Origin of the sequence: Paenibacillus sp. CFBP 13594 (assembly GCF_014842675.1) — a bacterium.
In the GTDB taxonomy this organism is placed as follows: Bacteria; Bacillota; Bacilli; order Paenibacillales; family Paenibacillaceae; genus Paenibacillus; species Paenibacillus amylolyticus_B.
On the sequence record NZ_JACYVQ010000012.1, the window covers coordinates 1 to 25,857 of the forward strand.

The window sequence follows — 25,857 nt, forward strand, 5'->3', positions numbered from 1 at the left end:
CTGACCAGTACTAATCGGTCGAGGGCTTATCCAATAGCAAGTTCTAAATCGCATGTTTCGTTTCGAATCTAGTTTTCAGAGAACGATCTCTGAATGTAAGCACAGCTATGCGTTTGGTGGCGATGGCGGAGGGGTTCCACACGTACCCATCCCGAACACGACCGTTAAGCCCTCTAGCGCCGATGGTACTTGGACCGCAGGGTCCTGGGAGAGTAGGACGCCGCCAAGCAATAGGAAGACACACTTGATGATATCGAGTGTGTCTTTTTTATTTTAATCCTAAATACGTATATAAACCTTAACAGCCCTGGTAAATAACCAAGGCTGTTTTTTTATTTCAATATTTATGAGAATGTTAAATAACTTTAAAAGGATCATTTCTCTATCATCGATTTAAGTACAACATCTGTCTAGCCTTTCATTTGATTGCAAGCATCCTCAAGGATTGAAAGGGAGTTCTGCAATGCATGCTGGGTTTCCGAATCAATGATGACGCCTTGTTTGTTCATTTTCAATGTAATATGAGGAATGGTTAAACAGCCCTCCTGTAGAACTTGTGCATTGATCATGTTTAGTGTCAGCAATAAGGAAGCATGGGCTTTGTTACCTCCCATGGGGCTTGGGGAAGCAGCGATGACAATAGTGGGTTTATGGAGCCATTCTCCAGAAGATACAACCCAATCTAATGCATTTTTTAAGACCCCGGGAACGCCATTTCCATACTCTGGCGTGCAGATAAGGACACCGTCCGAATGCTTAAGTTGGGCTCTCAAGTTCTGTACGGACACTGGACCCTCCTCGACATCGAGGTCAGGGTTAAAATGCGGCAGATCATTTAATCCCTCATATACTTCAAACTTAAGGTTAGTGTGAGCGAGTTTAATTATGGCGTGCATTAGTAATGTATTGGAGGACTGATTGCGCAGACTTCCGGAAATGGCAAGGATATTTAATTCTTTTTTCATGGATATAGATCATCTCTATTCTTTAGTAATGTAGGGCAATTTGTTTATTTTCCTCCTGTTGGAATGAGCTGTCTATAAAAAACGCATATAATTAAGGCATTCTTCATGTTAGTCAGGGGATATTCACAATTCTTCATCAAAAATGCATGCCATCGTTTGTATTGCCCTGGGTAATAGAATGAAGAGATCATTTTAAAATAAACAACTAACGAAAGAATCATAATAAATATTTTATAAAATTAGTACCAAGTACTAAGACTTAGTGCTATAATGATAAAAAACAAGTGAGGTGACTACCGGTATGAATCATCAATCAAAGGCAACCATCACGGCAATGGGGACGTATGTACCGGATCGAATATTAACGAATGCTGATCTGGAGAAATTAGTGGAGACTAGTGACGAATGGATTGTGCAACGTACAGGCATGAGAGAACGGCGAATTGCAGCTGAAGATCAATTTGTATCTGACCTGGCTACAAAGGCTGTAGAAGATATGATACGTCGTTATGATGTGAGTGTAGAAGATGTGGATATGATCCTTGTGGCTACAAGTACACCTGAATATGCTTTCCCAAGTACGGCATCCAGAGTACAGGCTAATCTTAAGATCCCACACACGGGTGTACTGGATTTAAATGCTGCATGCGCAGGTTTTACCTACGGACTACAGCTTGCTGACAGTCTGGTGACCAGTGGAATGTACCGCAAAGTACTGGTTATTGGAGCAGAGACATTATCCAAAATTACGGATTATACAGACCGTACAACTTGTGTACTGTTTGGTGATGGAGCGGGGGCCTTCTTGGTGGAGAGATCATCGGGTGCTGAAGGTGACTTTATGGCAGCCGTATCAGGTACACATGGAGAAGGCGGTGTACATCTCTATAAGACTGGCTTATCTTCTGAGATGAATGGTGTGCCTTTACAGGGTGAGGGATGTCTTGTCCAGAATGGCAGAGAGATTTATAAGTGGGCTGTACGGACGATCCCAGAGCAATTGGATAAGCTGATAACAAAAGCTGAATTAAGCCCTGACCAGATTGACTGGTTTGTCCCGCATAGTGCAAATATGAGAATGATTGAAGCTGTTTGCGAACGTGGTCCTGTTCCTTTGGAACGTACGTTAACCAGTGTCGAGTATCGTGGGAACACATCGGCTGCTTCCATTCCGCTTGCTTTACAGCTTGCAGTGGATGAAGGAAAATTGAAAGAAGGACAGAGCGTAGCTCTCTTTGGCTTTGGCGGTGGTCTGACGTACGCAGGTCTGGTACTGAGATGGGGCGTGCCGGACAAGGTTCAGTAATGAGTAACATACGATTGTATGCAACACAAAAATAAATAGAGAAATTAAAATAGACCACCCAAACTTCATGCAGTCATGAAGATGGTGGTCTATTTCCTGAGTTAACTCGTTTTAATTCTTTGTGTTAACAGGAAATGCTTAATCCCATAAATATTTTACGGCGTAAGTTTTGGGGCTTGACGGTGGTGAGTTCCTTGTTCGTAGCTGTACGCTAGCTTGATCAAAGTTCCTTCATCAAAAGCACGGCCCAGGAATTCCATGCCTACAGGCAGACCATCGGTTGTGAAACCAGCAGGAACCGTGATCGCCGGGAAGCCGGAGAACGGACTCAAACGGTTGTTACCACCGGAGTTTTGTCCTTCGCCAATAACACCAGCGGCTTGTGTGGACGTAGGATAGATGATGGCATCCAGATTATTATCTGCCATTACTTTCAGCAAGGATTCACGTGTAACTTGGGTACGTTTCAGGACGATGTCCTTATATTCGGTAGTCTCCAGGTTTTGGCGTGCATCCCGAGCCTTCATGGATTGTTCTTGGGACTTATCAAACTCTCCGGAAGCGATGATCTCGGACAGACTGTGATATGGAGCATCTGCACCCAATGATTCCAGATAGTCATTCAGCTGGAACTTGAACTCATATCCACTAAGGCTTGGGTATTTGTTGATCTCGGCCAAGTTCGGGATAGAAATTGGAACTGCGATAGCGCCAAGTGACTTCAATTCTTCCACAGCTGTGTTGATCACGTCAGCAACGGCTTTTTCTTCAGCTTTAGTACTTGGGATGAGTTCTGTAGCCACACCGATGCGTGCACCTTTCAGTCCGTTTACATCCAGGAAGTCTGTATAGCTGGAAGGGATTTTTCCAACCGCGTAAGCTGTAGCGACATCCTTTTTATCATATCCGGCTGTAGCATCCAGCATGATTGCGGCATCACTTACGGTACGAGCCATTGGTCCACCGACATCCTGTGTCAAAGCCAATGGAATAATGCCTTCACGGCTAGACAGTCCGATGGTTGGGCGGATACCCACAAGGCTGTTGAAGCTGGATGGGATTCGGATTGAACCGCCAGTGTCTGTACCCATGCCGGCTGCGGCAAAGTTAGATGCAATGGCAGCACCTGTTCCACCGCTTGAGCCACCTGGATAATGGTCCAGGGCGTAAGGGTTAAGTGTTTGTCCACCCAATGAGCTGGATGTCGTGATGCCAAATGCGAATTCATGCAGGTTTGTTTTGCCCAAAATAATGGCGCCAGCTGCTTTGAGTTTCTTCACTTGTTCAGCATCGTGAGCAGGAATGGAATCTTTCAGACAGATACAGCCAGCAGTTGTCGGCATGTCATTGGTATCGAAATTGTCTTTCACCAGAATCGGAACGCCATGAAGTGGTCCGCGGGCACCTTGAGCTGTACGTTCTTCATCCAATTGCTCCGCAATTTGGAGCGCATCCGGGTTCAGGGTTAATACGGCGTTGATGCTTACACCTTGATCATCGTATTTTTCAATGCGGTCCAGATATTTCTGAACCAGTTCTTTTGATGTCAGTTTTCCTTGCGTCATTGCGGCCTGGAGATCCATAATGGTTGCTTCCTCCAGGACAAACGGTTTTATGTAATTATAGATGCGGTCTTTCAGTATGGAGAGGTCATTCTCGGTAAGTACAGCGTTTGGAAGGAAGAGGGATTCCGTATAGCCTTTCATCAATCCCGCAGTGTTCAATGCACCAACAGCACTTGAGAAAGTGGATTCATCCGGGACATCCTTGAATGATTCGGTAGCCGAATCCAGCTTGAGCCATTGTTGCAAAGCAACCGCAGCATCTTTACGTTGCACGGTTGTGCCGGAGAGTTTGTCCATGGTAAAAGGAACACCTGCAAGTGTTGCCGCTTCTTCCATGGCCTGAACAAATGCTGCCGGAGTAACAGGCGCTTTTCCTTTGGGTACAGCAGCTACTATTGTTTTACTCGTAGACGTTGCCGTTGCGGCTGATGCCGAAGGCACCGTTCCTCCCCATGTTGTGGCAACAACAGCTCCCGCCAGTAACAAAGCCCCACTTTTTTTCAATACAGATCCATGATAAGTCATGCATCCACGCTCCCTTCCTGTGTCTCATTGATGTGTGCTAGCAGCGATTCTGTTTCTATGCTTTTGACACATTGTATAGTTATGTCAGGTAATCTTACAATGTTTATATTTATCCAAAAAAACGTATACATCAATATTGATCAGTATAAAACCTTATTCATGCTTCTATTTACGTGAGCTCAGGAAAACTATTAATTATTATAATGTGAGTAAATATGACATCGATTCGATATATTGATTAAACATGAGGTTACAGGATACGAGTAGATTAGGAAGTAGAGATGACAGAGCATACCTTTCGTGTGAAATGATATAATGAAAAGATAGGAATAAAAGAGACATAACGTTCTACCAGAGAGGAAGAGATATGAATTGAAGACATTGGTACTCGCAGAAAAACCGTCTGTGGCACGCGAAATAGCCAGAGTTATGGGTGCACGTGATAAACATAAAAGTTATATGGAAGGCCCGAAATATATCGTTACCTGGGCGCTTGGACATCTGGTTGGATTAGCTGAACCGGAGGATTACGACAAAAAGTATGCAACATGGAATCTGGAGGACCTGCCCATTCTGCCAGAGCGTACGAAACTGAAGGTACTTAAAGAGACCAACCATCAATATAAAGCCGTCCAGCAGTTGATGAAACGTCAGGATGTAGGTGAGCTGGTCATTGCTACGGATGCGGCCCGTGAGGGAGAATTGCTGGCCCGTTGGATCATGCAGATGGCGGGGTGGAAAAAATCGTTCAAACGTCTGTGGATTTCGTCCCAGACAGATAAGGCGATCAAAGACGGATTTGCTTCGCTGAAGCCAGGCAGTCAGTTCGACCGTCTCTATGAATCAGCACGTTGCCGGGCCGAGGCCGACTGGATGATTGGACTTAACGTGACCCGTGCGCTAACCGTTCGTTTCAATGCACAGTTGTCTGCTGGACGGGTACAAACTCCGACCTTGGGCATGATTATGGATAGAGAAAATGAAATTAATGGTTTCCGCTCGCAGGAGTATGAGACGTTAACGACAGATTTGGGTGATTTTCAGGCTGTTTGGCGGGCAGCAGGGGGAGATTCACGCATTTTTGACCCTCAAGAAATGCAAGAATTGAAGAAGCGGGTAGACGGGCGCAAGGGCACGATTGCCCAGGTGAAGAAAAGCGAGAAAGTAGAGCCGCATCCATTGGCATATGACCTGACAGAACTGCAACGGGATGCCAACCGGAAATATGGTTTCTCGGCAAAGCAAACATCAAATGTCCTGCAACGTCTGTATGAACAGCACAAACTTGTGACGTACCCACGTACGGACAGCCGGTACCTGACTGCCGACATGACAGCTACATTGAAAGAACGTCTGGACAGTGTAGCCATTGGACCTTATGCGTCTCTGGCACGTCCTTTGCTGCGCAAAAATCTGAATATCACCAAACGTATTGTGGATGACAGCAAAGTGACCGATCACCATGCCATTATCCCCACGGAGCAAACGGTACTTCTGAATCAATTGAACCCGGAGGAACGCAAATTGTACGATCTGATCGTACGTCGTTTTATCAGCCTGTTCTATCCGGCAGCGAAGTACGATTCCGTTGCAATCACGGTGCAGGTGGGGAATGATTCCTTTCATGTCAAAGGTACAACGGTGAAAGAAAGCGGATGGCGTGAAGTATACGGCGGCGATTACAGCGATGATGACGATGACCGTACTGATGATGCAGCAGACCATGAGCGTGCGCTTTTGCCAGATGTGCAGCAAGGACAGTCCGTGACGGTTCAGCGTTGTCATATTAAAAGTGGACGGACGATGCCGCCCAAACGGTATACCGAAGCTGCTTTGCTTTCCCAGATGGAAAAGCATGGACTCGGTACTCCGGCTACACGTGCGGATATTATCGAGAAGCTGGTCAGTTCCGATACAATAGATCGTCAAGGCAACAGCATGCACCCGACTGGCAAAGGAAAACAGTTGATTGAACTGGCTGCTCCGCAGCTTCGTACACCGGATCTGACTGCTCGCTGGGAGGCTGAGTTGGAACGAATTGCGCGTGGGCAAGGGAAACCAGGACCGTTCCTGGATAGTATTCGTTCAATGGCGAAAGAGCTGGTGTCTACGGTAAAAGGCAGCAAAGCAGAGTACAAGCCACATAATGTGTCCAATAGCCATTGCCCGGACTGTAACGCACGGTTGTTGGAGAAGAAAGGCAAGCGAGGCAAGTTTCTTGTATGTCCTACCGAGGACTGTGGATATCGTCGTTCGGCAGAGAAAAGATTGTCCAATCGTCGTTGTGCGCAGTGCCACAAAAAGATGGAAATCAAAGAAGGCAAGGCGGGGTTATACGTACAATGTCTACCTTGTGGTATTACAGAAACGTTGGATAAGGACAAACAGCATGTGAACAAACGCGATCAGCAAAAGCTGGTAAAACAATATGCGAAACAGGAGTCCATTGGGTCTAACCTTGGAGATTTGCTGAAGGCGGCTATGGAGAAAAAGGGAAAGTAACACGCTTGAGGTAGTTGAGGTCGTACCTCGTGCACTACGAACCATGTGAATGATTTACTTATTTACTCCAAATAAACTGATTGAGACTTTTCTATTCATACTTGTAAAGTCGTATAAGATCCTCCGTTTTCAGGCAACGTAAGCCAAGGAGGTGATACCTATATGCCGCATAACAAACCAGAGAAAATCCATAACCAGCAAAACAAAGACAGTATTCGGGAAGAGAGTATCGCTGTGCGCCCGGACAAAGCAGCCAAAAGAGCACCAAGTCTGAACAGTATTCCAAAACAGGAGTCCTAGGTCAGAGCGATGTAGCATTTTACACAAATTTGCGGTTCCCTACCTGGTGCGTTGAACATGTCTCTGATGAGGACTATAATGGAGACAGGGAGATGTCCCGGGACAGGGGGATCGCTAGAAGTATATGCAAACCGGACTTATATTGTGGTTTTTATTTATTAATGTAGTTGGTTATCTGGTGATGTCGGATGATAAGAGGCGTGCACAACAGCGTCGTGACCGTACACCTGAACGAACGTTATTCTTGCTTGCGTTTATTGGCGGTGCTTTGGGAGTCTGGATCGCGATGTATCGGAAAAGGCATAAGACCAAACATCCCAGCTTCACTATTGGCATTCCGTTGTTGTTGTTCCTGAATGCGGTAATCTATGGTTACTTTATTCAATGAACACTTGAAACACACGCGTAATCGTTCATAGGTTTCATATGTAAATTCTTTCGTATAAATGGTTCATTGTGGCTCCAGAACGTTTAAGAAGTTATATGCTATGTTAGTTTATTGGATGTTAGACCGAAGCTTGCTTCGCGTGCTCTACATATAAAGGAAGGGACGGGATTCACATGTTATTTTCTAAAATATTAGTGGCTTATGATGGTTCCAAAGCTTCAAATAAAGCACTTGATCGTGCAATTGAGCTAGCCAAAGTGTCCCCGAATGCTGTACTGGATGTCATTCATGCTTTTGATTTCCCGCGTGTATTCATCGGTGAGGGGTTGGCGCCACTGCCACCTTCACTTAATAATGACTACTACAATCTGGCGGTGCAAACGACAGATGAAGCGAAAGAACGAATTCAGGCTGCTGGTGTAACGGCCAATGTGGATCTGATTCAAGGGGCGGCAGCCGAAGTGTTGCTTGATTTTGCCAGAGAAAATGATTCTGATATCATTATTATTGGTAGCCGCGGACTTGGTGGAATTCGGGAATTTGTCCTGGGTAGTGTCAGTCACAATGTGGTGCAGCATGCTCAGGTTCCAGTACTTGTCGTAAAATAATGGATGAAGTGTGCACGCACTGAAAAGCAGGGAGCCGGTTGTCTTCGAGAGATTGAAGAGGAGCCGGCTTTCTTTTATGGGATGAAATGGATGGCTGAGCGAATTTAAAGAAGCAATTCCCGAACATTATATTTGTCAATATGTTAAATGTTCGTCTTTAAGTTGACATTAGCTGTAGGGGATTGTTAGAATGTTAGATGTGTCGATCAGGTAAGAATAAGGTCGAGTAGGAACGAAATATGTAATAAGAGATTACAAAAATGAACGAAGATAGTTTGATAGATATTTGCTCGTATAACGCCGGGAATAGGGCCCGGAAGTATCTACCCGGGAACCGTAAATTTCCGGACTACGAGGAGATACGGCTGAGAGTCGCATGCAACCAGATGCGGACAGCAAGCCCCCTTTTGGCATGCCCAAATGAGGGATACGTATTTCTTAGAGTCCGGTGTCCGGAGAAAATGTGATGTTTTCGCGGGTAGCGGATTTTTTCATTTCACACGTAAAATGAATTCATTAATACCTGATGTAATCAAAAAAGCTCAGACGGGAGTTGGATGTATTCATGTCACTGCAAGTCGCTGTAATTATGGGCAGCAAGTCGGATTGGGAAACGATGAAACATGCGTGCGAGGTGCTGGACGAGCTGGAGATTGGTTATGAGAAAAAGGTGGTCTCCGCCCATCGTACACCGGATTTGATGTTTGAATACGCAGAGCAAGCAATTGATCGAGGATTCAAGGTGATCATTGCAGGTGCAGGCGGGGCAGCACATCTACCCGGTATGGTCGCTTCCAAAACGATGCTTCCAGTCATTGGCGTACCGGTTCAATCCAAAGCATTGAACGGTCTCGATTCCTTGTTGTCCATTGTTCAGATGCCTGGTGGTATTCCCGTCGCAACTGTAGCGATTGGCAAGGCAGGGGCAACGAATGCCGGATTGCTGGCAGCTCAGATGATCGGAGCTTTTGACCCGGATGTCCAACGTCGCTCTGAAGCTCGCCGAGAGCGTATCAAACAAGAAGTACTCGAAAGCAGTGAAGAACTATGAGTAGAATAGGGAATCAATCCGGTACTGCTGGAGAACTACAATATGTCCTGCTGCCTGGGAAAACAACCATCGGCATTCTTGGAGGCGGACAGCTCGGGCGTATGATTACGCTCGCAGGAACGGCAATGGGGTATCGATTTGTCACCCTTGATCCCGCTGCGGATGCACCTTGTGGTCAAGTTGCTCGTCAGATTGAAGCAGGATATGACGATGCCAAAGCTGCACTTGAACTGGCTCAGCAATGCGATGTTATTACGTATGAATTCGAAAATGTGGATGCAGAAGTCGCTGGGCTGCTTGAACGTGAGTCCTACGTTCCGCAAGGAAGTGCGTTATTGTACACCACACAACATCGATTACGTGAAAAACGTGCAATTGAAGCCGCTGGAGTAAGAGTCGCGCCTTATCGTGAGATCACGAGTGCGGATACGATGCTTGCTGCTGTAAGTGAACTTGGCGTGCCATGTGTACTGAAGACGGTGACTGGAGGTTACGATGGCAAAGGCCAGCGTGTAATTCGAGAAGCGAATGAGGCTGTGGCTGCCTACGAAGAGCTTGCCGCTACAGGTGCGGAACTGGTGCTGGAACAATTCATCAAGTTCGAATGCGAGATTTCGGTCGTTGTTGCGCGCAGTACCAATGGGGAGATCAAAACGTTCCCGCCAGCGGAGAACATTCATGTGAATAACATTTTGCATGCTTCCATTGTACCGGCTAGAGTTGCTGCAGATATCCAGATTGAAGCGCAAAAGCTGGCAGCCGTGGTTGCAGAATCGATGAAGGCTGTCGGGTTGCTAGCTGTGGAACTGTTTGTGGCGGCGGATGGAAGACTGTACGTCAACGAACTGGCGCCAAGACCGCATAATTCCGGTCACTATACGATGGAAGCTTGTGCCACTTCTCAGTTCGAACAACATATCCGTGCGATCTGCGGATTACCACTTGGGGACACTTCGTTATTGAGCCCGGTCGTTATGGTCAATGTGCTTGGAGAACATCTGGAAGGCATTATCGCCAGAACAGGGCAACCTGATGCAGAAGCGATAGAACTCGGTGTGATTCCCAAGCTTCACATATATGGTAAAACCGAAGCGAAAACAGGACGTAAGATGGGGCATGTGAATCTGCTTTGTCAGGATGTTGAAGAAGGATTGCAATGGATTGAACAAACTAACCTCTGGAGGAATACAAATTCATGATTGAACGTTATAGCAGACCCGAAATGAGAGCCATCTGGACCGAAGAGAACAAATTCCAATCGTGGCTGGAAGTTGAAATTTGTGCATGTGAGGCGTGGGCCGAACTGGGTGTAATCCCTAAGGAAGAAGCAGCATTGCTTCGTCAGAACGCATCTTTTGACATCGACCGCATCTATGAGATTGAAAAGGAAACACGTCATGACGTTATCGCATTTACACGTACGGTATCTGAAAGTCTGGGTGCGGAGCGGAAATGGGTGCACTACGGACTGACTTCCACAGATGTCGTGGATACGGCTCTGGGTTATGTACTGCGTCAAGCGAATGAGATTCTGGAAAAGGATATCGTGAATTTCATTGAAATTCTTCGTGAAAAAGCACTGGCTTATCAGCATACACCAATGATGGGACGCACGCACGGGGTACATGCAGAGCCAACAACATTTGGTCTGAAAATGGCGTTGTGGCATGAAGAGATGAAACGGAACCTGGAGCGTTTCCGTCATGCAGCAGACAATGTACAATACGGCAAAATCTCAGGCGCAGTAGGAACATACGCGAACATCGATCCGTTTGTTGAAGAGTTTGTCTGCGAGAAGCTGGGCACAAAGCCAGCGCCGATCTCGACTCAAACATTGCAACGTGACCGTCACGCAGAATATATGGCTACACTGGCGTTGATCGCAACGTCCTTGGACAAGTTTGCTACAGAGGTACGTGCACTGCAGAAGAGTGAGTTCCGTGAAGTGGAAGAAGCTTTTGCTAAAGGTCAAAAAGGATCTTCCGCAATGCCGCACAAGCGTAACCCAATTGGTAGTGAAAACATCTCCGGTTTGTCCCGCGTCATTCGCGGACATATGGTATCGGCATACGAGAACGTAACGCTCTGGCATGAACGCGACATCTCACATTCTTCCGTAGAACGTATCATTCTGCCGGATGCAACGATGCTGCTGAACTACATGCTGAACCGTTTTGGCAACATCGTGAAGAACCTGACGGTTTTCCCTGAAAACATGAAACGCAACATGGAGCGCACCTACGGGGTACCATTCTCCGGTCGCATCATGACAAAGCTGATCGACAAAGGTTTCAGCCGCGAGCAAGCATACGATACGGTTCAACCACGTGCGATGCAAGCATGGGAAGAACAACGCCAGTTCCAGGATATCGTGAAATCCACACCGGAAATCACGGAAGTACTGAACGAGGAAGAAATCGCAGATGCGTTCAACCCGTCATGGCACTTGAAGCACGTAGACACCATCTTCAAAAAGCTCGGCTTGAACGACTAATATATAACTCCCATAAGGCTATAGCGCAGAATGATGGTTTTGCAGGGAACGCAGAGGACAGAAATAAGCTGAAGAAGCGAACCTAAACGTTTCTGATAGAAAGCTACTTCGGAAGCATACGCTGCGCCTTTATCAAGCTTGGAACAAGTTTTTCTAACTAAAGTATAGGTTGATTATGTGTTCACGCTGGAACGGAGAAGGTAGAAAAAACCTGGAGAAACGAAGTGTTCGCCTTTATTCCCGGATTTTAACCCTTTGAAAGTAAGATTAAAAAATCCGGGAATAACAGCGATCGAAAGGTTGTTCTGCATTCGGAGTGGCCCGCGTGATGAGGGGAATTGAACTTATATTTTACATCTCCTGAAAGAAGGTGAGCCCATGGCACTGTCCACTGCGGCAGATCTCGTTAAAGCACCTCTGTTATATAAAGGAAAAGTACGTGAACTGTACGATCTGGGTGAACATTTTCTGATCGTGGTTACTGACCGAATCTCGGCTTTTGATTACGTGCTGGACCCGGCAGTTCCCGAGAAAGGAAACGTACTGAACAAACTCAGCAGTTTCTGGTTTGAACTGACAGGCAGCATGATGGAGAATCACGTGGTTCATACCGATGTGAATCAATTGGGTGATCTCGTCACAGACCCAGAATTGCTCAAAGACCGCATCATGGTAACCCGCAAAGCAGAACGCATTGATATTGAATGTGTTGTGCGTGGATACATCACTGGTGGTGGATGGAGACAATACGAGACGAGCGGTGAAGTGAATGGCATTAAACTGCCTGACGGACTTCGCAAGAACGCCAAACTCGAAGTTCCCATTTTCACCCCGGCAGCCAAAAACGATGTTGGTCATGATGAAGACATCCCAATGGATCGCATGAAAGAACTGGTGGGAGACACACTCGCAGTTGAGCTTCAGGAAAAAAGCCTGCGACTGTACGAATTCGCCCGTGATTACTGTGATCAGCGTGGCATCATTCTGGCAGACTGCAAATTCGAGTTCGGCATCGTGGACGGCAAGGTCATCCTGATTGACGAAATCTTCACCCCAGATGCTTCACGCTTCTGGGCCAAAGAGAATTATGAACTCGACATCGAGATCGACAGCATGGATAAAGAGCCAGTGCGCACCTTTCTAGCTGGAACCGATTGGGACAAGAACAGCAAACCTGATCCACTCCCGCAAGAGGTAGTTGAAGCAACAACCGCAAGATACGTCGATATTTATAATCGTTTAACGAAATAATAAAGTTTAACGTTTGAGCGCGAGCTACGGGAAAGTTTGAGGAAGCTAACGTTTGAGCGCGAGCTACGGGAAAGTTTGGCTTTCGATCGCTGTTGCCCCCGGAATGTTTTGATTGAATCCTTTTTTTCAAAAGGAAACATTCCGGTTGCAAAGGCGAACGCTTCGCTTCTCTAGCTCAAATCTTTCCCTCCGCCAGTGTTCAAACTGGTGGGTGAGGCAATGAAGAGCGATGGCTTCCCACAGGTATGGGAAGCCTGAAAGATTACGAGAATTGAATTCACTGGTTACTAAAGTTACTCAAAGACCATTAACTGTTTCCAGCATAATGGTCAGGCTAGACCATTACACACCGTGCAACGTAAAAGGTTTAGGCCTTTAAAAAACGTCGCATGGACTAGCGGAGGGGCGGAATTGTTCTTAAAGGAGCGAAGCGTTCGCCTTTGTCCCCGGGTTTTGACCGCAGAGCGGGCCAAAACAATCCAAAAACCTGGGGACAACAAGCGACCGGAAAGAACAATCCGCCCCGGAGCAAGCTCCACACCCCTTTTTTAACAGCATAAAGCATTTATCCCGTTCATTACTGAGGAGGAACATAAGGATCATGATCAAAGCAACCGTATATGTCACTATTAAGCAAAGCGTACTCGACCCGCAAGGCGTAGCTGTTCAAGGAGCCCTGCATTCAATGGGATTCAACGAAGTGGAAAGTGTACGGATCGGTAAAGTCATGGAACTGAACCTGGATACAACAGATCGTGCGGAAGCGGAGAAACGTTTGAAAGTCATGTGTGAAAAGCTGCTGGCCAACACCGTTGTTGAAGATTACCGCTACGAATTGGAGGGTTAATCTCATGAAATTTGCAGTTCTTGTGTTCCCTGGCTCCAACTGTGACATCGACTGTTACAAGGCAGTGGAAGATGCGATTGGACAAGAGGTTGATTATGTATGGCACACGGCTACAGATCTTTCGGCTTATGATTGTATTTTAGTTCCGGGTGGTTTCTCTTATGGTGACTACTTGCGTTGCGGAGCAATTTCCCGCTTTGCACCGGTAATGAACGAGGTAGCGAAAGCTGCTGAACAAGGTAAATATATTTTGGGTATTTGCAACGGATTCCAGATCCTGACGGAAGCGGGATTGCTTCCAGGTGCATTGATTCGTAATACTTCCCTGAAATTCCGTTGTCACGATACGGTATTGAAAGTGGCGAATGCAGATACACCATTTACACGTGACTATGCACCCGGTGAAGAGATTATCATCCCGATTGCTCACGGCGAAGGCAACTATTATTGCGACGAGGAGACGCTCGCGAGTCTGCAAGCGAACAACCAGATCGTATTTACGTATGGTACCAACCCTAACGGTTCCTTGGGTGATATTGCAGGAGTTTGTAACGAGGCTGGAAACGTGGTCGGCATGATGCCGCATCCAGAGCGTGCAGTGGATTCACTGTTTGGTTCGGAAGACGGCAAACGTATGTTTACATCTATTTTGAAAGCATGGAGGGATCGGCATGACGCAGCAGCTATCCGCTAAGGAACCAACAGCAGAACAGGTCGCAGAACATAAACTTTACGCACAAATGGGCGTATCTGACAGCGAGTATGAGCTGATCTGTGAGTTCATGGGCCGCAAGCCAAACTACACGGAAATTGGTGTGTTCAGTGTAATGTGGTCTGAGCATTGTGCTTATAAAAACTCCAAGCCATTGCTGCGCCGTTTCCCAACCACTGGACCACGTGTCCTGATGGGACCTGGTGAAGGTGCCGGTATCGTGGATATCGGTGATAACCAGGCCGTTGTATTCAAAATTGAAAGCCATAACCATCCTTCCGCGGTTGAGCCTTATCAAGGTGCGGCAACAGGTGTGGGCGGCATTATCCGTGATATTTTCTCCATGGGTGCAAGACCGGTAGCAATACTGAACTCCCTGCGTTTCGGTAAGCTGGAGAGTGATCGCGTTAAATATTTGTTCGAACATGTGGTAGCGGGTATTGCTGGATACGGTAACTGTATCGGTATTCCTACCGTTGGTGGCGAAGTGATGTTTGATGAGAGCTATGAAGGCAATCCGCTGGTTAACGCCATGTGTGTGGGTCTGATTGATCATGACAAGATCCAGCGCGGTGTAGCTAAAGGTGTAGGTAACCCAGTCTATTATGTTGGGCCACCGACAGGCCGCGATGGTATTCATGGAGCAACCTTTGCATCGGTTGAACTGACGGAAGAATCCGAGTCCCAACGGACAGCGGTTCAGGTCGGTGACCCGTTTATGGAGAAACTGGTGATGGAATCTTGTCTGGAATTGATCGACACGGGCATCGTGCTCGGAATTCAGGATATGGGTGCTGCGGGTCTGACATGTTCGAGTGCAGAGATGGCAAGTAAAGCGGGTAACGGTCTGGAACTGTATCTGGATCAGGTACCACAGCGTGAAGAAGGCATGACCCCTTACGAGATGATGTTGTCTGAGTCCCAAGAACGGATGTTGTTCGTTGTTGAGCCGAAGGATGAGGCGCAGGCGATGGAAATCTTTGAACGTTGGGGCGTAATCTGTGCCAAAGTTGGTAAAGTAACGGATGACGGCCGTCTGAAATTGATCCACCACGGCGAAGTGGTCGGAGATATGCCGGTAACGGCACTGGTTGACGAATGTCCAGTGTATGACAAACCTTCATCTGTACCTGCCTACTACGAGCAAAGTGCTTCTATCGACACGCTTCGTTACGACGAAGTGTCGGATCTCGGCGGAGCGCTGAAACAAGTGCTGGCTTCACCAACAGTAGCAAGTAAAAAATGGATTTATGATCAATACGACTACATGGTGCGTACAAGCACTGCTGTTCGTCCAGGTTCGGATGCGGCTGTAGTTACGATTCGTGGCACACGCAAAGGTCTCGCCATGACAACGGACTGTAATGGACGTTATGTGTACCTTGATCCTGAAGTTGGTGGACGGATCGCCGTAAGTGAAGCAGCGCGTAACATTGTATGTTCCGGTGCTGAGCCGCTGGCGATCACGGACAACCTAAACTTTGGTAACCCGGAGAAGCCGGATATTTTCTGGCAAATGGAGAAAGCGGTAGACGGTATGGCGGAAGCTTGTCGTGTGCTGGATACGCCGGTAATCGGTGGTAACGTAAGTCTGTATAACGAAAACGCCAAAGGCTCCATCTATCCAACGCCAGTTGTCGGTATGGTAGGTCTCGTTCATGATACGGATCATATCACGACACAAGCATTCAAATCCGAAGGTGATGTGATCATCCTCCTGGGTGAAACAAAAGCTGAACTGGGCGGCAGCGAGCTGCAATACGCGGTTCATGGTCAGACTGAAGGCCGTCCGCCAGAACTGAACTTGCAGACGGAAAAAGCGTTGCTCAGCACGGTGCTGGAAGCTATTCAATCCGGTCTCGTTCGCTCGGCACATGACTTGTCTGAAGGCGGATTGGCTGTAGCACTCGCAGAGTCTTGTATTAGCGGTAACGTAGGCGCTCAGGTGAATGTGGAGACTGCACTGCGTGCAGATCACGCCTTGTTCAGTGAGAGTCAATCCCGTATCTTGTTGTCGGCTACGCCAGAGCAAGCGGGTAAACTTGAAGCATTTGTACGTGAGCGCGGTGTACCTGTAGCTGTGATTGGACGTGTAGAAGGAAGTAACCTGACGATTGAATTGAACGGAACATCAGCCGTGAGCGAACCTGTAGGAGGTTTGGCTCAGGTCTGGGAGGATGCGATTCCATGTCTCATGAACTGACGACAGGACCGTTGTGGACAGGCGATTATTATAATGAAGGGTCCGGCAAGGAAGGACTCGACAAATTGAAGGAAGAATGTGGCGTGTTCGGGGTGTTCAGACACCCTGACGCGGCTTCACTCTCCTATTATGGACTGCATGCGCTGCAACATCGGGGCGAAGAAAGTGCAGGCATGTGTGTGAGTGATGGCAGCCAGTTTAACTATCATCGCGGCATGGGTCTGGTGAAAGAAGTGTTCACCAAAGATCTGATGCAGACGTTAACCGGGGATATTTCCATTGGACATGTCCGTTATTCAACAAGTGGTGACAGTAAACTGACGAACGCACAGCCACTGGTATTCAAATACCGTGATGGCGATTTGGCAGTAGCAACCAACGGAAACATTGTGAATGCACCAACGATCCGGCGTGAGCTGGAGCAGAGCGGTTCCATTTTCCAAACAACGAGTGATACCGAGGTTATTGCGCATCTGATTGCACGATCCTCCAAAGGGCTTGTTGAAGCAGCAAAAGAGGCATTCCAGCGCATTGTTGGCGGTTATGCGTTTCTGATCATGACCAATGACAAGCTGCTCGTAGCTTCCGATCCACACGGACTTCGTCCGCTCACGATGGGTAAGCTCGGAGATGCGTATCTGTTTGCATCCGAGACGTGTGCGCTGGAAACAATTGGCGCAGAGTTAATTCGTGATATTGAACCCGGTGAACTGCTTGTGCTGGATGCAGATGGACTGCATGAAGATCGCTTCGATCATCACAAACACCGCAAGGCATTATGTGCGATGGAATATATATATTTTGCTCGTCCGGATAGTGATATGAATGGTGCGAACCAACATGCTGCCCGTAAACGGATGGGAAGCCGCATGGCGATTGAGTCGTTTGTGGATGCGGACTTGGTTACGGGGGTACCAGATTCCAGCATCTCGGCGGCGATTGGGTATGCTGAACAGACAGGTATTCCGTATGAGATGGGTATGATCAAGAACAAATACACCGGACGTACGTTTATCCAGCCAAGCCAGGAATTGCGGGAGCAGGGCGTGAAGATGAAGCTGAGCGCTGTGCGTCGCGTTGTGGAAGGCAAACGTGTGGTTATGATTGACGACTCCATCGTACGGGGAACGACCTCCCGGCGGATCGTGAACATGCTGCGTGATGCAGGAGCAACGGAAGTTCATGTACGCATTACATCGCCACCTTTCAAAAACCCTTGTTTCTATGGCATTGATACACCGGACAGCCGCGAATTGATCGCCTCACAGCTGTCGGTGGAAGAAATCTGTCGTGAAATTAATGCGGACTCCTTGGAGTTCCTCAGTCCCGATGGACTGATTGCATCCATTCAGGGAGATAATCAGGATGATCCCAAGGGCGGGCTTTGCCTCGCATGTTTTGATAATGATTACCCAACCCGCCTCGACTTTGGCGGCGAAGAAAAATTCGGTTGCAGCTGTTAATGCATGCGGATGAGAAAGAGTTATAACGAAGGTGACGTGTTCTTGATTCCGATGAAGGATGGCCGATTTGCGGTATGCCAGGTGGTATGCACACTTAAAGGTCGTTTTAAAAAGACATTTTCGTTCGGCGTGATGAGCATTCAGCGTGACGAAACCGAAAAGTTGGAAGATGGCGATTTTCTCTTCTATTCTTATGGGAACCGTAGAAGCAACGTTATATTCACTTCTCCGGCCAATATCCGAAACGGATCGTGGAGGATCGTGGGTAACACACCTTTGACGCCCGAAAAGGAAGAACTGAAAGTGTTTCAGTGTGCCGGACATTTATACTGCGGTGATGAGTACATTCGTAACCTCCCGATAGAAGAGTATAGTCAGTTTAATACGCTCGGCGTAGCCGGGTTTGAATTGGTACAAAACCATCTGTTAGAGATGGAGCAAGGATAGGTAGGTTGGACTTAACATAGACACGATAAAAGCTGGAGATAACGGCAATCGAAAGGTTGTCCAGTCATCGAAGAGGTACGTGTTAATACGCTGGTTCAATTTTTATAAGATACGAAGGGTGTGATGGTTGTGTCCGAAGCATATAAAAAGGCCGGCGTCGATATCGCGGCAGGTAATGAAGCGGTTGAACGGATGAAAAAACACGTGAAGCGTACCTTCCGTCCGGAAGTGATGACAGATCTGGGTGGATTCGGTGCCCTGTTCGGTTTGAACAAAGATAAATACGATGAGCCTGTACTTGTATCGGGTACGGATGGCGTAGGCACCAAGCTGAAGATTGCATTTGCCATGGACCGTCACGATACCATCGGAATTGACGCGGTAGCCATGTGTGTGAACGACATTGTGGTACAGGGTGCAGAACCACTCTTCTTCCTCGACTATCTGGCATGTGACAAAGTCATTCCGGAGAAGATCGAAGCTATTGTTGCGGGTATCGCTGAAGGCTGTCATCAATCGGGTTGTGCGCTGATTGGTGGCGAGACGGCAGAGATGCCGGGCATGTACAGTGAAGGCGAATACGATATTGCCGGATTCACGGTGGGCATCGTGGACAAAGCAAAGATCATCAACGGCACAACCATCGCCCCTGGCGACACTGTGATTGGATTGGCCTCTAGCGGTGTACACAGTAACGGATTCTCGCTGGTACGCAGACTTTTGTTGGAAGATGCGGGACTTGATCTGCATGATGAAGTAGCGGAACTGGGCGGTAAGCTGGGGGATTCCCTGTTGGAACCTACGAAAATCTATGTTAAACCCCTGTTGTCCCTGCTGGAAAAGGTAAAAGTAAAAGGCATGGCACACATTACAGGTGGTGGCTTCATCGAGAATATCCCACGTATGTTGCCGAGCAACGTGAATGTGGATATTAACTACGGCTCTTGGCCGATCCTGCCGATCTTCAACCTGTTACAGGAAAAGGGATCTGTCTCGAACCGTGACATGTTCACCACATTTAACATGGGTGTTGGGCTTGTACTGGTCGTTAATGAAGCAGATGCAACGGAAGCACTGCAACAATTGAAAGCATCTGGTGAAGAAGCGTACATCATTGGCCGTGTTACTGAAGGAGATGCGCGAGTAACCTTCACAGGAGCGGATGTTTAATGGCGAACTACCGCATAGCTGTATTTGCCTCGGGTGAAGGGACCAACTTTCAGTCATTGGTTGATGCAGTACGAAACGGTGGGCTGAATGCATCCGTGGATCTGCTCGTGTGTGATAAACCGTCTGCACGTGTTGTGCAGCGGGCACAGGATGCAGGCGTGGATTGTCATCTGTTTACTCCGAAAAATTATGCTTCCCGTGAAGCTTATGAGGCAGAGATCGTGGAAGTGCTTGAATCCAAAAAGATCGACTTGGTCGTTCTTGCGGGATATATGAGATTGCTGACTTCGGTTGTGGTGGATCGTTACGCTGGGCGGTTGATTAACATTCATCCGTCCTTGCTGCCGGCATTTGCAGGCAAGGATGCGATTGGACAGGCTATCGAATACGGTGTGAAAGTTACGGGTGTGACCGTGCATTTTGTGGACGGAGGCATGGATACTGGACCGATTATTGCCCAGCATCCGGTTCCCATTTTGCCAGAGGATACGCCTGAGTCAATCAGCCGTTCCATTCATGCGGCCGAACAGCAGTTATACCCCGAAGTGGTATCTTGGTTCGCTCAAGGTTTGGTTCAATTGAATGGGCGTCACGTCACTGTTAACAAACGGGTTTGATATAAGTTGAATTTTTTTACACATTAACGGAGAGGACAGAAAAAACCTGAAAAAGCGAAGCGTTCGCCTTTATCACCGGATTTTCCCTTTAAGAAAAGGGAATCAAAAAATCTGGGGATAACAGCGATTGGAAGGTTGTTCTGTCATCGGAGTGTCCCGTGTAAACATCTTGGTTCAACTTCTATAACAGAAGTCGAATATTGGTACGCATTTTGTGATATTTCTCGGGAAATAAATCGGCTGTGTTTCGTCAGGAAACGCGAAGCCATGGGACATTAAAGGAGGAGCATATTGTGAGTATCAAAAGAGCGCTGGTTAGCGTATCGGATAAAACGGGCATCGTGGACTTTTGCCGCGAGCTGTCGCAAATGGGTGTGGAGATTATTTCGACAGGAGGTACAAGCAGCCTGTTGTCGAAGGAAGGCGTACCTGTCATCGGAATTTCGGATGTGACCGGATTCCCCGAAATCATGGACGGACGTGTCAAAACATTGCATCCGGCAGTTCATAGTGGGTTGTTGGCTGTGCGTGATAACGAAGAGCACACACGCCAGATGGAAGAACTCGGTCTCGGCTATATCGATCTGGTTGTCGTGAACCTGTATCCATTCCAAGAGACTATTGCGAAACCGGACGTAGCATACGAAGATGCCATCGAGAACATCGATATTGGCGGTCCAACGATGCTTCGCTCGGCAGCCAAAAACCATGCCTTTGTCAGTGTCGTTGTAGACACAGCAGATTACGGCAAGGTGCTTGAAGAAGTTCGCAGCAATGGAGATACCACTCTCGAAACACGCAAACGGCTTGCGGCAAAAGTGTTCCGCCATACAGCGGCTTACGATGCAGTTATTTCTGACTATCTCTCCAACCTGAACGGTGATCCGTTGCCAGAGCGTCTAACGGTTACTTACGAAAAACTCCAAGATTTGCGTTACGGCGAAAATCCACACCAGCAGGCGGCATTCTACCGCAAACCGCTGGCTGCTCAAGATACGTTGACAACAGCCGAGCAATTGCACGGCAAAGAGTTGTCTTATAATAACATCAACGATGCGAACGCAGCATTGCAGATCGTCAAAGAGTTTGAAGAACCAGCCGTTGTCGCGGTTAAACATATGAACCCATGCGGCGTGGGCATTGGCGCAAGTATCTATGAAGCTTACAGCAAGGCATATGCTGCGGATCCAACGTCTATATTTGGTGGCATTGTGGCAACGAACCGTATTATCGACAGCGATACAGCGGGCAAGTTGAGCGAGATTTTCCTGGAAATCGTACTTGCCCCTGACTTTACACAAGAGGCTCTCGATATCCTCACGAAGAAGAAAAACATTCGTTTGCTCAAAACAGGCGAATTGAATGCTGCTCGTAAACGGGAGAGCCAATTCGTGGTAACGTCTATCGACGGTGGCATGATCGTGCAACAGTCCGATGTACACTCCATCGAAGCGAGCGAGTTGAATGTTGTAACCGATCGTGCGCCATCGGAAGAAGAACTGAAACAGCTGTTGTTTGGCTGGAAAGTAGTTAAACACGTGAAATCCAACGCGATTGTACTTGCTGCGAATGACATGACGGTGGGTGTGGGCGCTGGACAAATGAATCGTGTGGGTGCAGCCAAAATTGCGATTGAACAAGCGGGCGAGCAAGCAAAAGGTGCTATTCTGGCATCTGATGCGTTCTTCCCAATGGGTGATACGCTGGAACTGGCAGCAAAAGCCGGAATTACAGCGGTAATTCAACCGGGTGGTTCGATCAAAGATGAAGAATCCATTAAAGTAGCGAATGAATACGGAATTGCCATGGTCTTCACAGGCGTTCGTCACTTCAAACACTAGAACGAAAAAGGTTTAAATAAGGGGTGTCGCCTGTCATGCTAATGACTTATGGTACACCCCCTATTTTTTAGTTTTTTTCAACACGCAATAGCGTAACAAATTCAGTTATGCACGGAGGGGAACAGAGCGAATGGATATTCTGGTAGTAGGCGGCGGTGGCCGGGAACATGCAATCATCTGGGCACTGGCGAAGAGTCCAAAGGTAGACAAGATTCACTGTGCACCGGGAAATGCAGGCATTGCTCAGCTGGCTGAGTGTCATGCCATTGCGGTGAATGAATTCGATAAACTAACGGCTCTTGCTGTAGAGCTTAAAGTAGGTCTGGTGGTTATTGGTCCGGATGATCCGCTTGCGGATGGGATTGTGGATGCATTTGATTCGACAGGTATTCCGGTATTCGGACCCCGTCGTAATGCAGCAGAGATCGAAGGAAGTAAAACGTTCATGAAGGACCTGCTGCACAAATACAACATTCCAACCGCAGCCTATGAAAAATTCGACAACTACGAACAAGCTCAAGCATACCTGAATGAGCAAGCAATTCCGGTTGTCATCAAGGCAGATGGACTGGCAGCGGGCAAAGGTGTGACCGTAGCTTATTCGCGTGAAGAGGCTGATCAGGCACTTCGCAGTATCATGGTGGACAAAGTATTTGGTGAAGCAGGAGCCAAAGTAATTATCGAGGAATTCCTCGCAGGACAGGAAATGTCGATTCTGGCTTTTGTCGATGGGGAGACGGTTCGTCCAATGGCGGCAGCACAGGATCACAAACCTGTATTCGATAATGATCAGGGGCCAAACACAGGCGGTATGGGTACATATTCACCTTTGCCACACATTCCTGCATCCATTATTGAAGAAGCCGTGGAGACGATCATCAAACCAACTGCCAAAGCGATGGTTTCCGAGGGACGCCCATTCCAGGGTGTATTGTTTGCCGGGCTGATGATTTCACCAGATGGTAAGCCCAAAACGATTGAGTTCAACGCACGTTTTGGGGATCCGGAAACACAGGTCGTATTGCCACGCCTAAAGAGTGACTTGTTTGATATCTTCTGGGCAACCGTTCATGGCAAGCTGGCTGATATTGAGATTGAATGGAGTGATGAAGCCGCAGTATGTGTGGTGCTTGCTTCAGGAGGTTATCCGGGCCCTTATGCCAAAGGTGTAGTCATTAAAGGACTGAACCAAGTAGATGACGCCGTGGTATTCCACGCAGGTACAGCGCGTAGTGAAGCGGGAGACTGGGTTACGAATGGTGGACGGATCCTGGGTGTAGTTGGCCTTGGTGCGGATATTGCCGAAGCTAGAAACAAAGCTTATGAACAGGCGGAGCGTATCCATTTTGATGGTAAACATCAGCGGACGGATATTGCTACCAAAGCACTCGTATAGAATGAATATAAGAGCCCGTAAAGATGTATACCGGAAAGGTATTTGCATCTTGCGGGCTCTTTGATACGTATATAGATGTATCTTGTGCATACGGCCCGACTTGTCCGTACGGGAAAGAATATGGGGAAGATTCAAAACGGGATTAAATCATGGAGATCACGCATGTTTAATGTCCTAAAGTAAGGGGTAGTATTTTTATAAATTGGACTATACTAAACATGTGAAGATTATCACATTATGAGGTAATATCAATCATATTATATAAAGTACGTAACATACATAGAGACTAATTTGTGAACATTATACTGTAAGCTTGTGGCAAACCATAACGTGCAACTGGATGGTTGAGCGGGAAACATGGTATACTTTTCGGAAACAGGAATGAGTACGAGGGGAGGTGGATATCTATTGGGTAGGCGATATTGTAAATTGTCCAAATGGCGAATCTAGGTGGAGTTAAGCGAGGAACAATTGACAGCATGAGGGGTAACCCGATTTGAATGAAGAAGTTTCTGCAAGTCATTGACTTCATCTTGAATTCCTGTTTTGTAATTTTACAAGGTCAAACGTAAGACTTATACAAAAGATATCATTGAAATCAATTTTATATAAGGCAGACGTCGTGTTGAAAGACTAACAGTTGATGAATGGTTAACACAGTTAACGGATCACGCTGTAACTATCTCTGGAGGTGAATCCCTGAGAACCGGGGAAATCATTGGACATAATTACCATATTGAATATCGCTTTACTTATTATCTTGATTGCATTGACTGCATTTTTCGTAGCATCGGAGTTCGCTGTAGTCAAAATTCGTACATCAAGAGTGGATCAACTGGTCGCGGAGGGCAATAAAAAGGCCGTATTGGCTAAAAAAGTTGTCTCGGACCTGGATTATTATCTGTCAGCCTGTCAGCTCGGTATTACGGTCACTGCACTGGGACTGGGAGCGCTCGGAAAACCGACGGTTGAGAGATTGTTATATCCGGTATTCAATTATTTAGATGTACCTGCTTCAATCTCGTCGATTGCTTCCTATGCGATCGCCTTTATCCTCGTCACGTTCTTGCACGTGGTTGTTGGTGAGATGGCACCGAAAACGTTGGCGATTCAATTTTCAGAAAAACTGACATTAATGCTCGCCCCATCGCTATACTGGTTTGGTAAAATCATGTATCCGTTCATCTGGGCGCTTAATGGAACATCACGTGTTCTTCTGCGCGGATTCGGTGTGAAGCCTGCCAAACATGATCAAGCCTACTCGGAGGATGAGATCAAAATCATCATGAACCAGAGTTACGAAGGTGACGAGAACAACAAGACCAAGCTTTCATATCTGGAAAATGTATTTGTGTTCGACGAACGTGATGCCAAAGACATCATGGTACCTCGTACAGAACTGGTGACATTAGATCAGGATATGACCTATGACGATATTATTCCTATATTGGATGAACATAACTACTCACGTTACCCTGTCATCGAGGATGGGGACAAGGACCGCATTATCGGCGTTGTGAATGTGAAAAAGATTTTGCCTGACATGGTAGCCGCAAGGTCGTATCAACTAAGCGAGTTCGTTCGTGAGATCCCATTTGTTTCCGAAGTTACAAGTATCCAGGATGCAATGATTAAAATGCAGCAGGAACGTGTACACATGGCCGTGGTCGTGGATGAATATGGGGGTACCTCGGGTATCATTACGATGGAGGATATTCTGGAGGAACTTGTCGGTGAGATTCGCGATGAATTCGATGCCGATGAGGTGGCTGATATCCAGGAAACCGGAGAGAATCAATATCTCATTAATGGTCGGGTACTTTTGGATGAAGTGGAGCGGCAGTTCGGGCTTAGCTTTGAAGGTAATGAAGAGATGGATACCGTTGCTGGATGGATCCAGTACCAGAAGGGTGTAGGTGTGGAAAAAGGAGACACGGTAGAACACGGCGATTATGTCTGGACCGTTGTGGATACCGAAAACTATCACATCAAACAAGTTCTTCTGGAACGAGTGAGCGGCGCGCAGGTCGAGGAAGCGACTAGCGATCTGGCGTGATCTTGGTTGGTTCGATCATGACTGTAATCTAGGGTTTAACTGCCTATTTGGCTACTGCCCTCAGAATTTAAAACGTTTTGGCAACGTAACAGTGTAGGGGATGGAATCGATTCTGAAGAAGCGTAGCATTCGCGTTTGCAAACCAATTTT

The 25,857-nt window shown here is 47.3% G+C and carries 21 protein-coding genes, 1 rRNA gene and 1 riboswitch; of the genes, 20 read left to right on the forward strand and 2 right to left on the reverse strand.

The features are described 5' to 3' along the window. The first annotated feature begins 112 nt into the window (after positions 1-112). Positions 113-229: ribosomal RNA gene (gene rrf, locus IFU39_RS27605) — 5S ribosomal RNA — on the forward strand. 181 nt (positions 230-410) lie between these two features. Here rrf and IFU39_RS27610 read toward each other — a convergent pair. After that, the gene (locus IFU39_RS27610; RefSeq protein ID WP_192135951.1) at positions 411-965 is read right to left on the reverse strand and encodes an NADPH-dependent FMN reductase; all 555 of its coding nucleotides are present in this window, start codon (positions 963-965) and stop codon (positions 411-413) included. A 301-nt stretch (positions 966-1,266) separates the two neighbouring features. Here IFU39_RS27610 and IFU39_RS27615 point away from each other — a divergent pair, with 301 nt between their 5' ends. Then, positions 1,267-2,271, forward strand: coding sequence for a ketoacyl-ACP synthase III (locus IFU39_RS27615; RefSeq protein ID WP_192135953.1), 1,005 nt, complete (start codon positions 1,267-1,269; stop codon positions 2,269-2,271). Positions 2,272-2,426: 155 nt separating this feature from the next. On the opposite strand, the gene IFU39_RS27620 is transcribed toward IFU39_RS27615, so the two are convergent. Beyond that, on the reverse strand, positions 2,427-4,361 hold the full coding sequence (locus IFU39_RS27620) for an amidase family protein (protein WP_192135955.1): 1,935 nt from the start codon (positions 4,359-4,361) through the stop codon (positions 2,427-2,429). A gap of 372 nt (positions 4,362-4,733) precedes the next feature. On the opposite strand from IFU39_RS27620, the gene IFU39_RS27625 reads away from it, so the two are divergent. The 18 genes from IFU39_RS27625 (at position 4,734) to IFU39_RS27710 (ending at position 25,707) form a co-directional block, all read left to right on the forward strand. After that, positions 4,734-6,863 (forward strand): DNA topoisomerase III, encoded by a 2,130-nt coding sequence (locus IFU39_RS27625; RefSeq protein WP_192135957.1) that lies wholly within the window; start codon positions 4,734-4,736, stop codon positions 6,861-6,863. 162 nt (positions 6,864-7,025) lie between these two features. Beyond that, a complete protein-coding gene (locus tag IFU39_RS27630) occupies positions 7,026-7,163 on the forward strand; it encodes a hypothetical protein (RefSeq protein WP_192135959.1) in 138 nt (45 codons plus the stop codon). A gap of 124 nt (positions 7,164-7,287) precedes the next feature. Further along, the gene (locus IFU39_RS27635) at positions 7,288-7,551 is read left to right on the forward strand and encodes a DUF1294 domain-containing protein (RefSeq protein WP_017690702.1); all 264 of its coding nucleotides are present in this window, start codon (positions 7,288-7,290) and stop codon (positions 7,549-7,551) included. A 173-nt stretch (positions 7,552-7,724) separates the two neighbouring features. Next, positions 7,725-8,159 carry a universal stress protein gene (locus IFU39_RS27640; protein WP_192135961.1) on the forward strand — a complete coding sequence of 145 codons (435 nt, stop codon included), beginning with the start codon at positions 7,725-7,727 and terminating at the stop codon, positions 8,157-8,159. A gap of 270 nt (positions 8,160-8,429) precedes the next feature. Continuing rightward, a riboswitch (purine riboswitch) is annotated at positions 8,430-8,531 on the forward strand. Between the two features lie 193 nt (positions 8,532-8,724). Continuing rightward, positions 8,725-9,210: a 5-(carboxyamino)imidazole ribonucleotide mutase gene (gene purE, locus IFU39_RS27645; RefSeq protein ID WP_105602018.1), complete on the forward strand. Its 486-nt coding sequence runs from the start codon at positions 8,725-8,727 to the stop codon at positions 9,208-9,210. Then, a complete protein-coding gene (gene purK, locus IFU39_RS27650) occupies positions 9,207-10,409 on the forward strand; it encodes a 5-(carboxyamino)imidazole ribonucleotide synthase (RefSeq protein WP_244661136.1) in 1,203 nt (400 codons plus the stop codon). Before purE ends, purK begins: the two co-directional genes overlap by 4 nt. Continuing rightward, positions 10,406-11,704, forward strand: a complete 1,299-nt coding sequence (gene purB / locus IFU39_RS27655) for an adenylosuccinate lyase (RefSeq protein ID WP_036668399.1) — start codon at positions 10,406-10,408, stop codon at positions 11,702-11,704. The genes purK and purB overlap by 4 nt, the downstream gene beginning before the upstream one ends. Positions 11,705-12,082: 378 nt before the next feature. Further along, positions 12,083-12,955 carry a phosphoribosylaminoimidazolesuccinocarboxamide synthase gene (locus IFU39_RS27660; RefSeq protein ID WP_192135963.1) on the forward strand — a complete coding sequence of 291 codons (873 nt, stop codon included), beginning with the start codon at positions 12,083-12,085 and terminating at the stop codon, positions 12,953-12,955. Positions 12,956-13,556: 601 nt separating this feature from the next. Next, positions 13,557-13,802: a phosphoribosylformylglycinamidine synthase subunit PurS gene (gene purS, locus IFU39_RS27665; protein WP_017690695.1), complete on the forward strand. Its 246-nt coding sequence runs from the start codon at positions 13,557-13,559 to the stop codon at positions 13,800-13,802. A 4-nt stretch (positions 13,803-13,806) separates the two neighbouring features. Further along, positions 13,807-14,496: a phosphoribosylformylglycinamidine synthase subunit PurQ gene (gene purQ, locus IFU39_RS27670; RefSeq protein WP_036606071.1), complete on the forward strand. Its 690-nt coding sequence runs from the start codon at positions 13,807-13,809 to the stop codon at positions 14,494-14,496. Next, positions 14,474-16,717, forward strand: a complete 2,244-nt coding sequence (purL, locus tag IFU39_RS27675) for a phosphoribosylformylglycinamidine synthase subunit PurL (protein ID WP_036668395.1) — start codon at positions 14,474-14,476, stop codon at positions 16,715-16,717. Before purQ ends, purL begins: the two co-directional genes overlap by 23 nt. Further along, a complete protein-coding gene (purF, locus tag IFU39_RS27680; RefSeq protein WP_192135965.1) occupies positions 16,702-18,180 on the forward strand; it encodes an amidophosphoribosyltransferase in 1,479 nt (492 codons plus the stop codon). The genes purL and purF overlap by 16 nt, the downstream gene beginning before the upstream one ends. Before the next feature lie 9 nt (positions 18,181-18,189). After that, positions 18,190-18,627, forward strand: coding sequence for an immunity 26/phosphotriesterase HocA family protein (locus tag IFU39_RS27685; protein WP_192135967.1), 438 nt, complete (start codon positions 18,190-18,192; stop codon positions 18,625-18,627). A 129-nt stretch (positions 18,628-18,756) separates the two neighbouring features. Further along, positions 18,757-19,797 (forward strand): phosphoribosylformylglycinamidine cyclo-ligase, encoded by a 1,041-nt coding sequence (gene purM, locus IFU39_RS27690; RefSeq protein WP_105602187.1) that lies wholly within the window; start codon positions 18,757-18,759, stop codon positions 19,795-19,797. Next, the gene (gene purN / locus IFU39_RS27695) at positions 19,797-20,414 is read left to right on the forward strand and encodes a phosphoribosylglycinamide formyltransferase (RefSeq protein ID WP_192135970.1); all 618 of its coding nucleotides are present in this window, start codon (positions 19,797-19,799) and stop codon (positions 20,412-20,414) included. Before purM ends, purN begins: the two co-directional genes overlap by 1 nt. 293 nt (positions 20,415-20,707) lie before the next feature. Beyond that, positions 20,708-22,255: a bifunctional phosphoribosylaminoimidazolecarboxamide formyltransferase/IMP cyclohydrolase gene (gene purH, locus IFU39_RS27700; RefSeq protein WP_192135972.1), complete on the forward strand. Its 1,548-nt coding sequence runs from the start codon at positions 20,708-20,710 to the stop codon at positions 22,253-22,255. A gap of 130 nt (positions 22,256-22,385) precedes the next feature. Beyond that, complete coding sequence (gene purD / locus IFU39_RS27705; RefSeq protein ID WP_192135974.1) at positions 22,386-23,651, forward strand: phosphoribosylamine--glycine ligase; 1,266 nt, start codon at positions 22,386-22,388, stop codon at positions 23,649-23,651. Positions 23,652-24,369: 718 nt separating this feature from the next. After that, positions 24,370-25,707 carry a hemolysin family protein gene (locus IFU39_RS27710; protein WP_036606064.1) on the forward strand — a complete coding sequence of 446 codons (1,338 nt, stop codon included), beginning with the start codon at positions 24,370-24,372 and terminating at the stop codon, positions 25,705-25,707. The last annotated feature ends 150 nt before the right edge of the window (positions 25,708-25,857 follow it).

Bases quoted from the DNA above. Each gene is read 5' to 3' on its own strand.
- IFU39_RS27610 (WP_192135951.1), bottom strand. From the start codon at position 965: ATGAAAAAAGAATTAAATATCCTTGCCATTTCCGGAAGTCTGCGCAAT.
- IFU39_RS27615 (WP_192135953.1), top strand. From the start codon at position 1,267: ATGAATCATCAATCAAAGGCAACCATCACGGCAATGGGGACGTATGTA.
- IFU39_RS27620 (WP_192135955.1), bottom strand. From the start codon at position 4,361: ATGACTTATCATGGATCTGTATTGAAAAAAAGTGGGGCTTTGTTACTG.
- IFU39_RS27630 (WP_192135959.1), top strand. From the start codon at position 7,026: ATGCCGCATAACAAACCAGAGAAAATCCATAACCAGCAAAACAAAGAC.
- IFU39_RS27635 (WP_017690702.1), top strand. From the start codon at position 7,288: ATGCAAACCGGACTTATATTGTGGTTTTTATTTATTAATGTAGTTGGT.
- IFU39_RS27640 (WP_192135961.1), top strand. From the start codon at position 7,725: ATGTTATTTTCTAAAATATTAGTGGCTTATGATGGTTCCAAAGCTTCA.
- purE (WP_105602018.1), top strand. From the start codon at position 8,725: ATGTCACTGCAAGTCGCTGTAATTATGGGCAGCAAGTCGGATTGGGAA.
- purK (WP_244661136.1), top strand. From the start codon at position 9,207: ATGAGTAGAATAGGGAATCAATCCGGTACTGCTGGAGAACTACAATAT.
- purB (WP_036668399.1), top strand. From the start codon at position 10,406: ATGATTGAACGTTATAGCAGACCCGAAATGAGAGCCATCTGGACCGAA.
- IFU39_RS27660 (WP_192135963.1), top strand. From the start codon at position 12,083: ATGGCACTGTCCACTGCGGCAGATCTCGTTAAAGCACCTCTGTTATAT.
- purS (WP_017690695.1), top strand. From the start codon at position 13,557: ATGATCAAAGCAACCGTATATGTCACTATTAAGCAAAGCGTACTCGAC.
- purQ (WP_036606071.1), top strand. From the start codon at position 13,807: ATGAAATTTGCAGTTCTTGTGTTCCCTGGCTCCAACTGTGACATCGAC.
- purL (WP_036668395.1), top strand. From the start codon at position 14,474: ATGACGCAGCAGCTATCCGCTAAGGAACCAACAGCAGAACAGGTCGCA.
- purF (WP_192135965.1), top strand. From the start codon at position 16,702: ATGTCTCATGAACTGACGACAGGACCGTTGTGGACAGGCGATTATTAT.
- IFU39_RS27685 (WP_192135967.1), top strand. From the start codon at position 18,190: ATGAGAAAGAGTTATAACGAAGGTGACGTGTTCTTGATTCCGATGAAG.
- purN (WP_192135970.1), top strand. From the start codon at position 19,797: ATGGCGAACTACCGCATAGCTGTATTTGCCTCGGGTGAAGGGACCAAC.
- purD (WP_192135974.1), top strand. From the start codon at position 22,386: ATGGATATTCTGGTAGTAGGCGGCGGTGGCCGGGAACATGCAATCATC.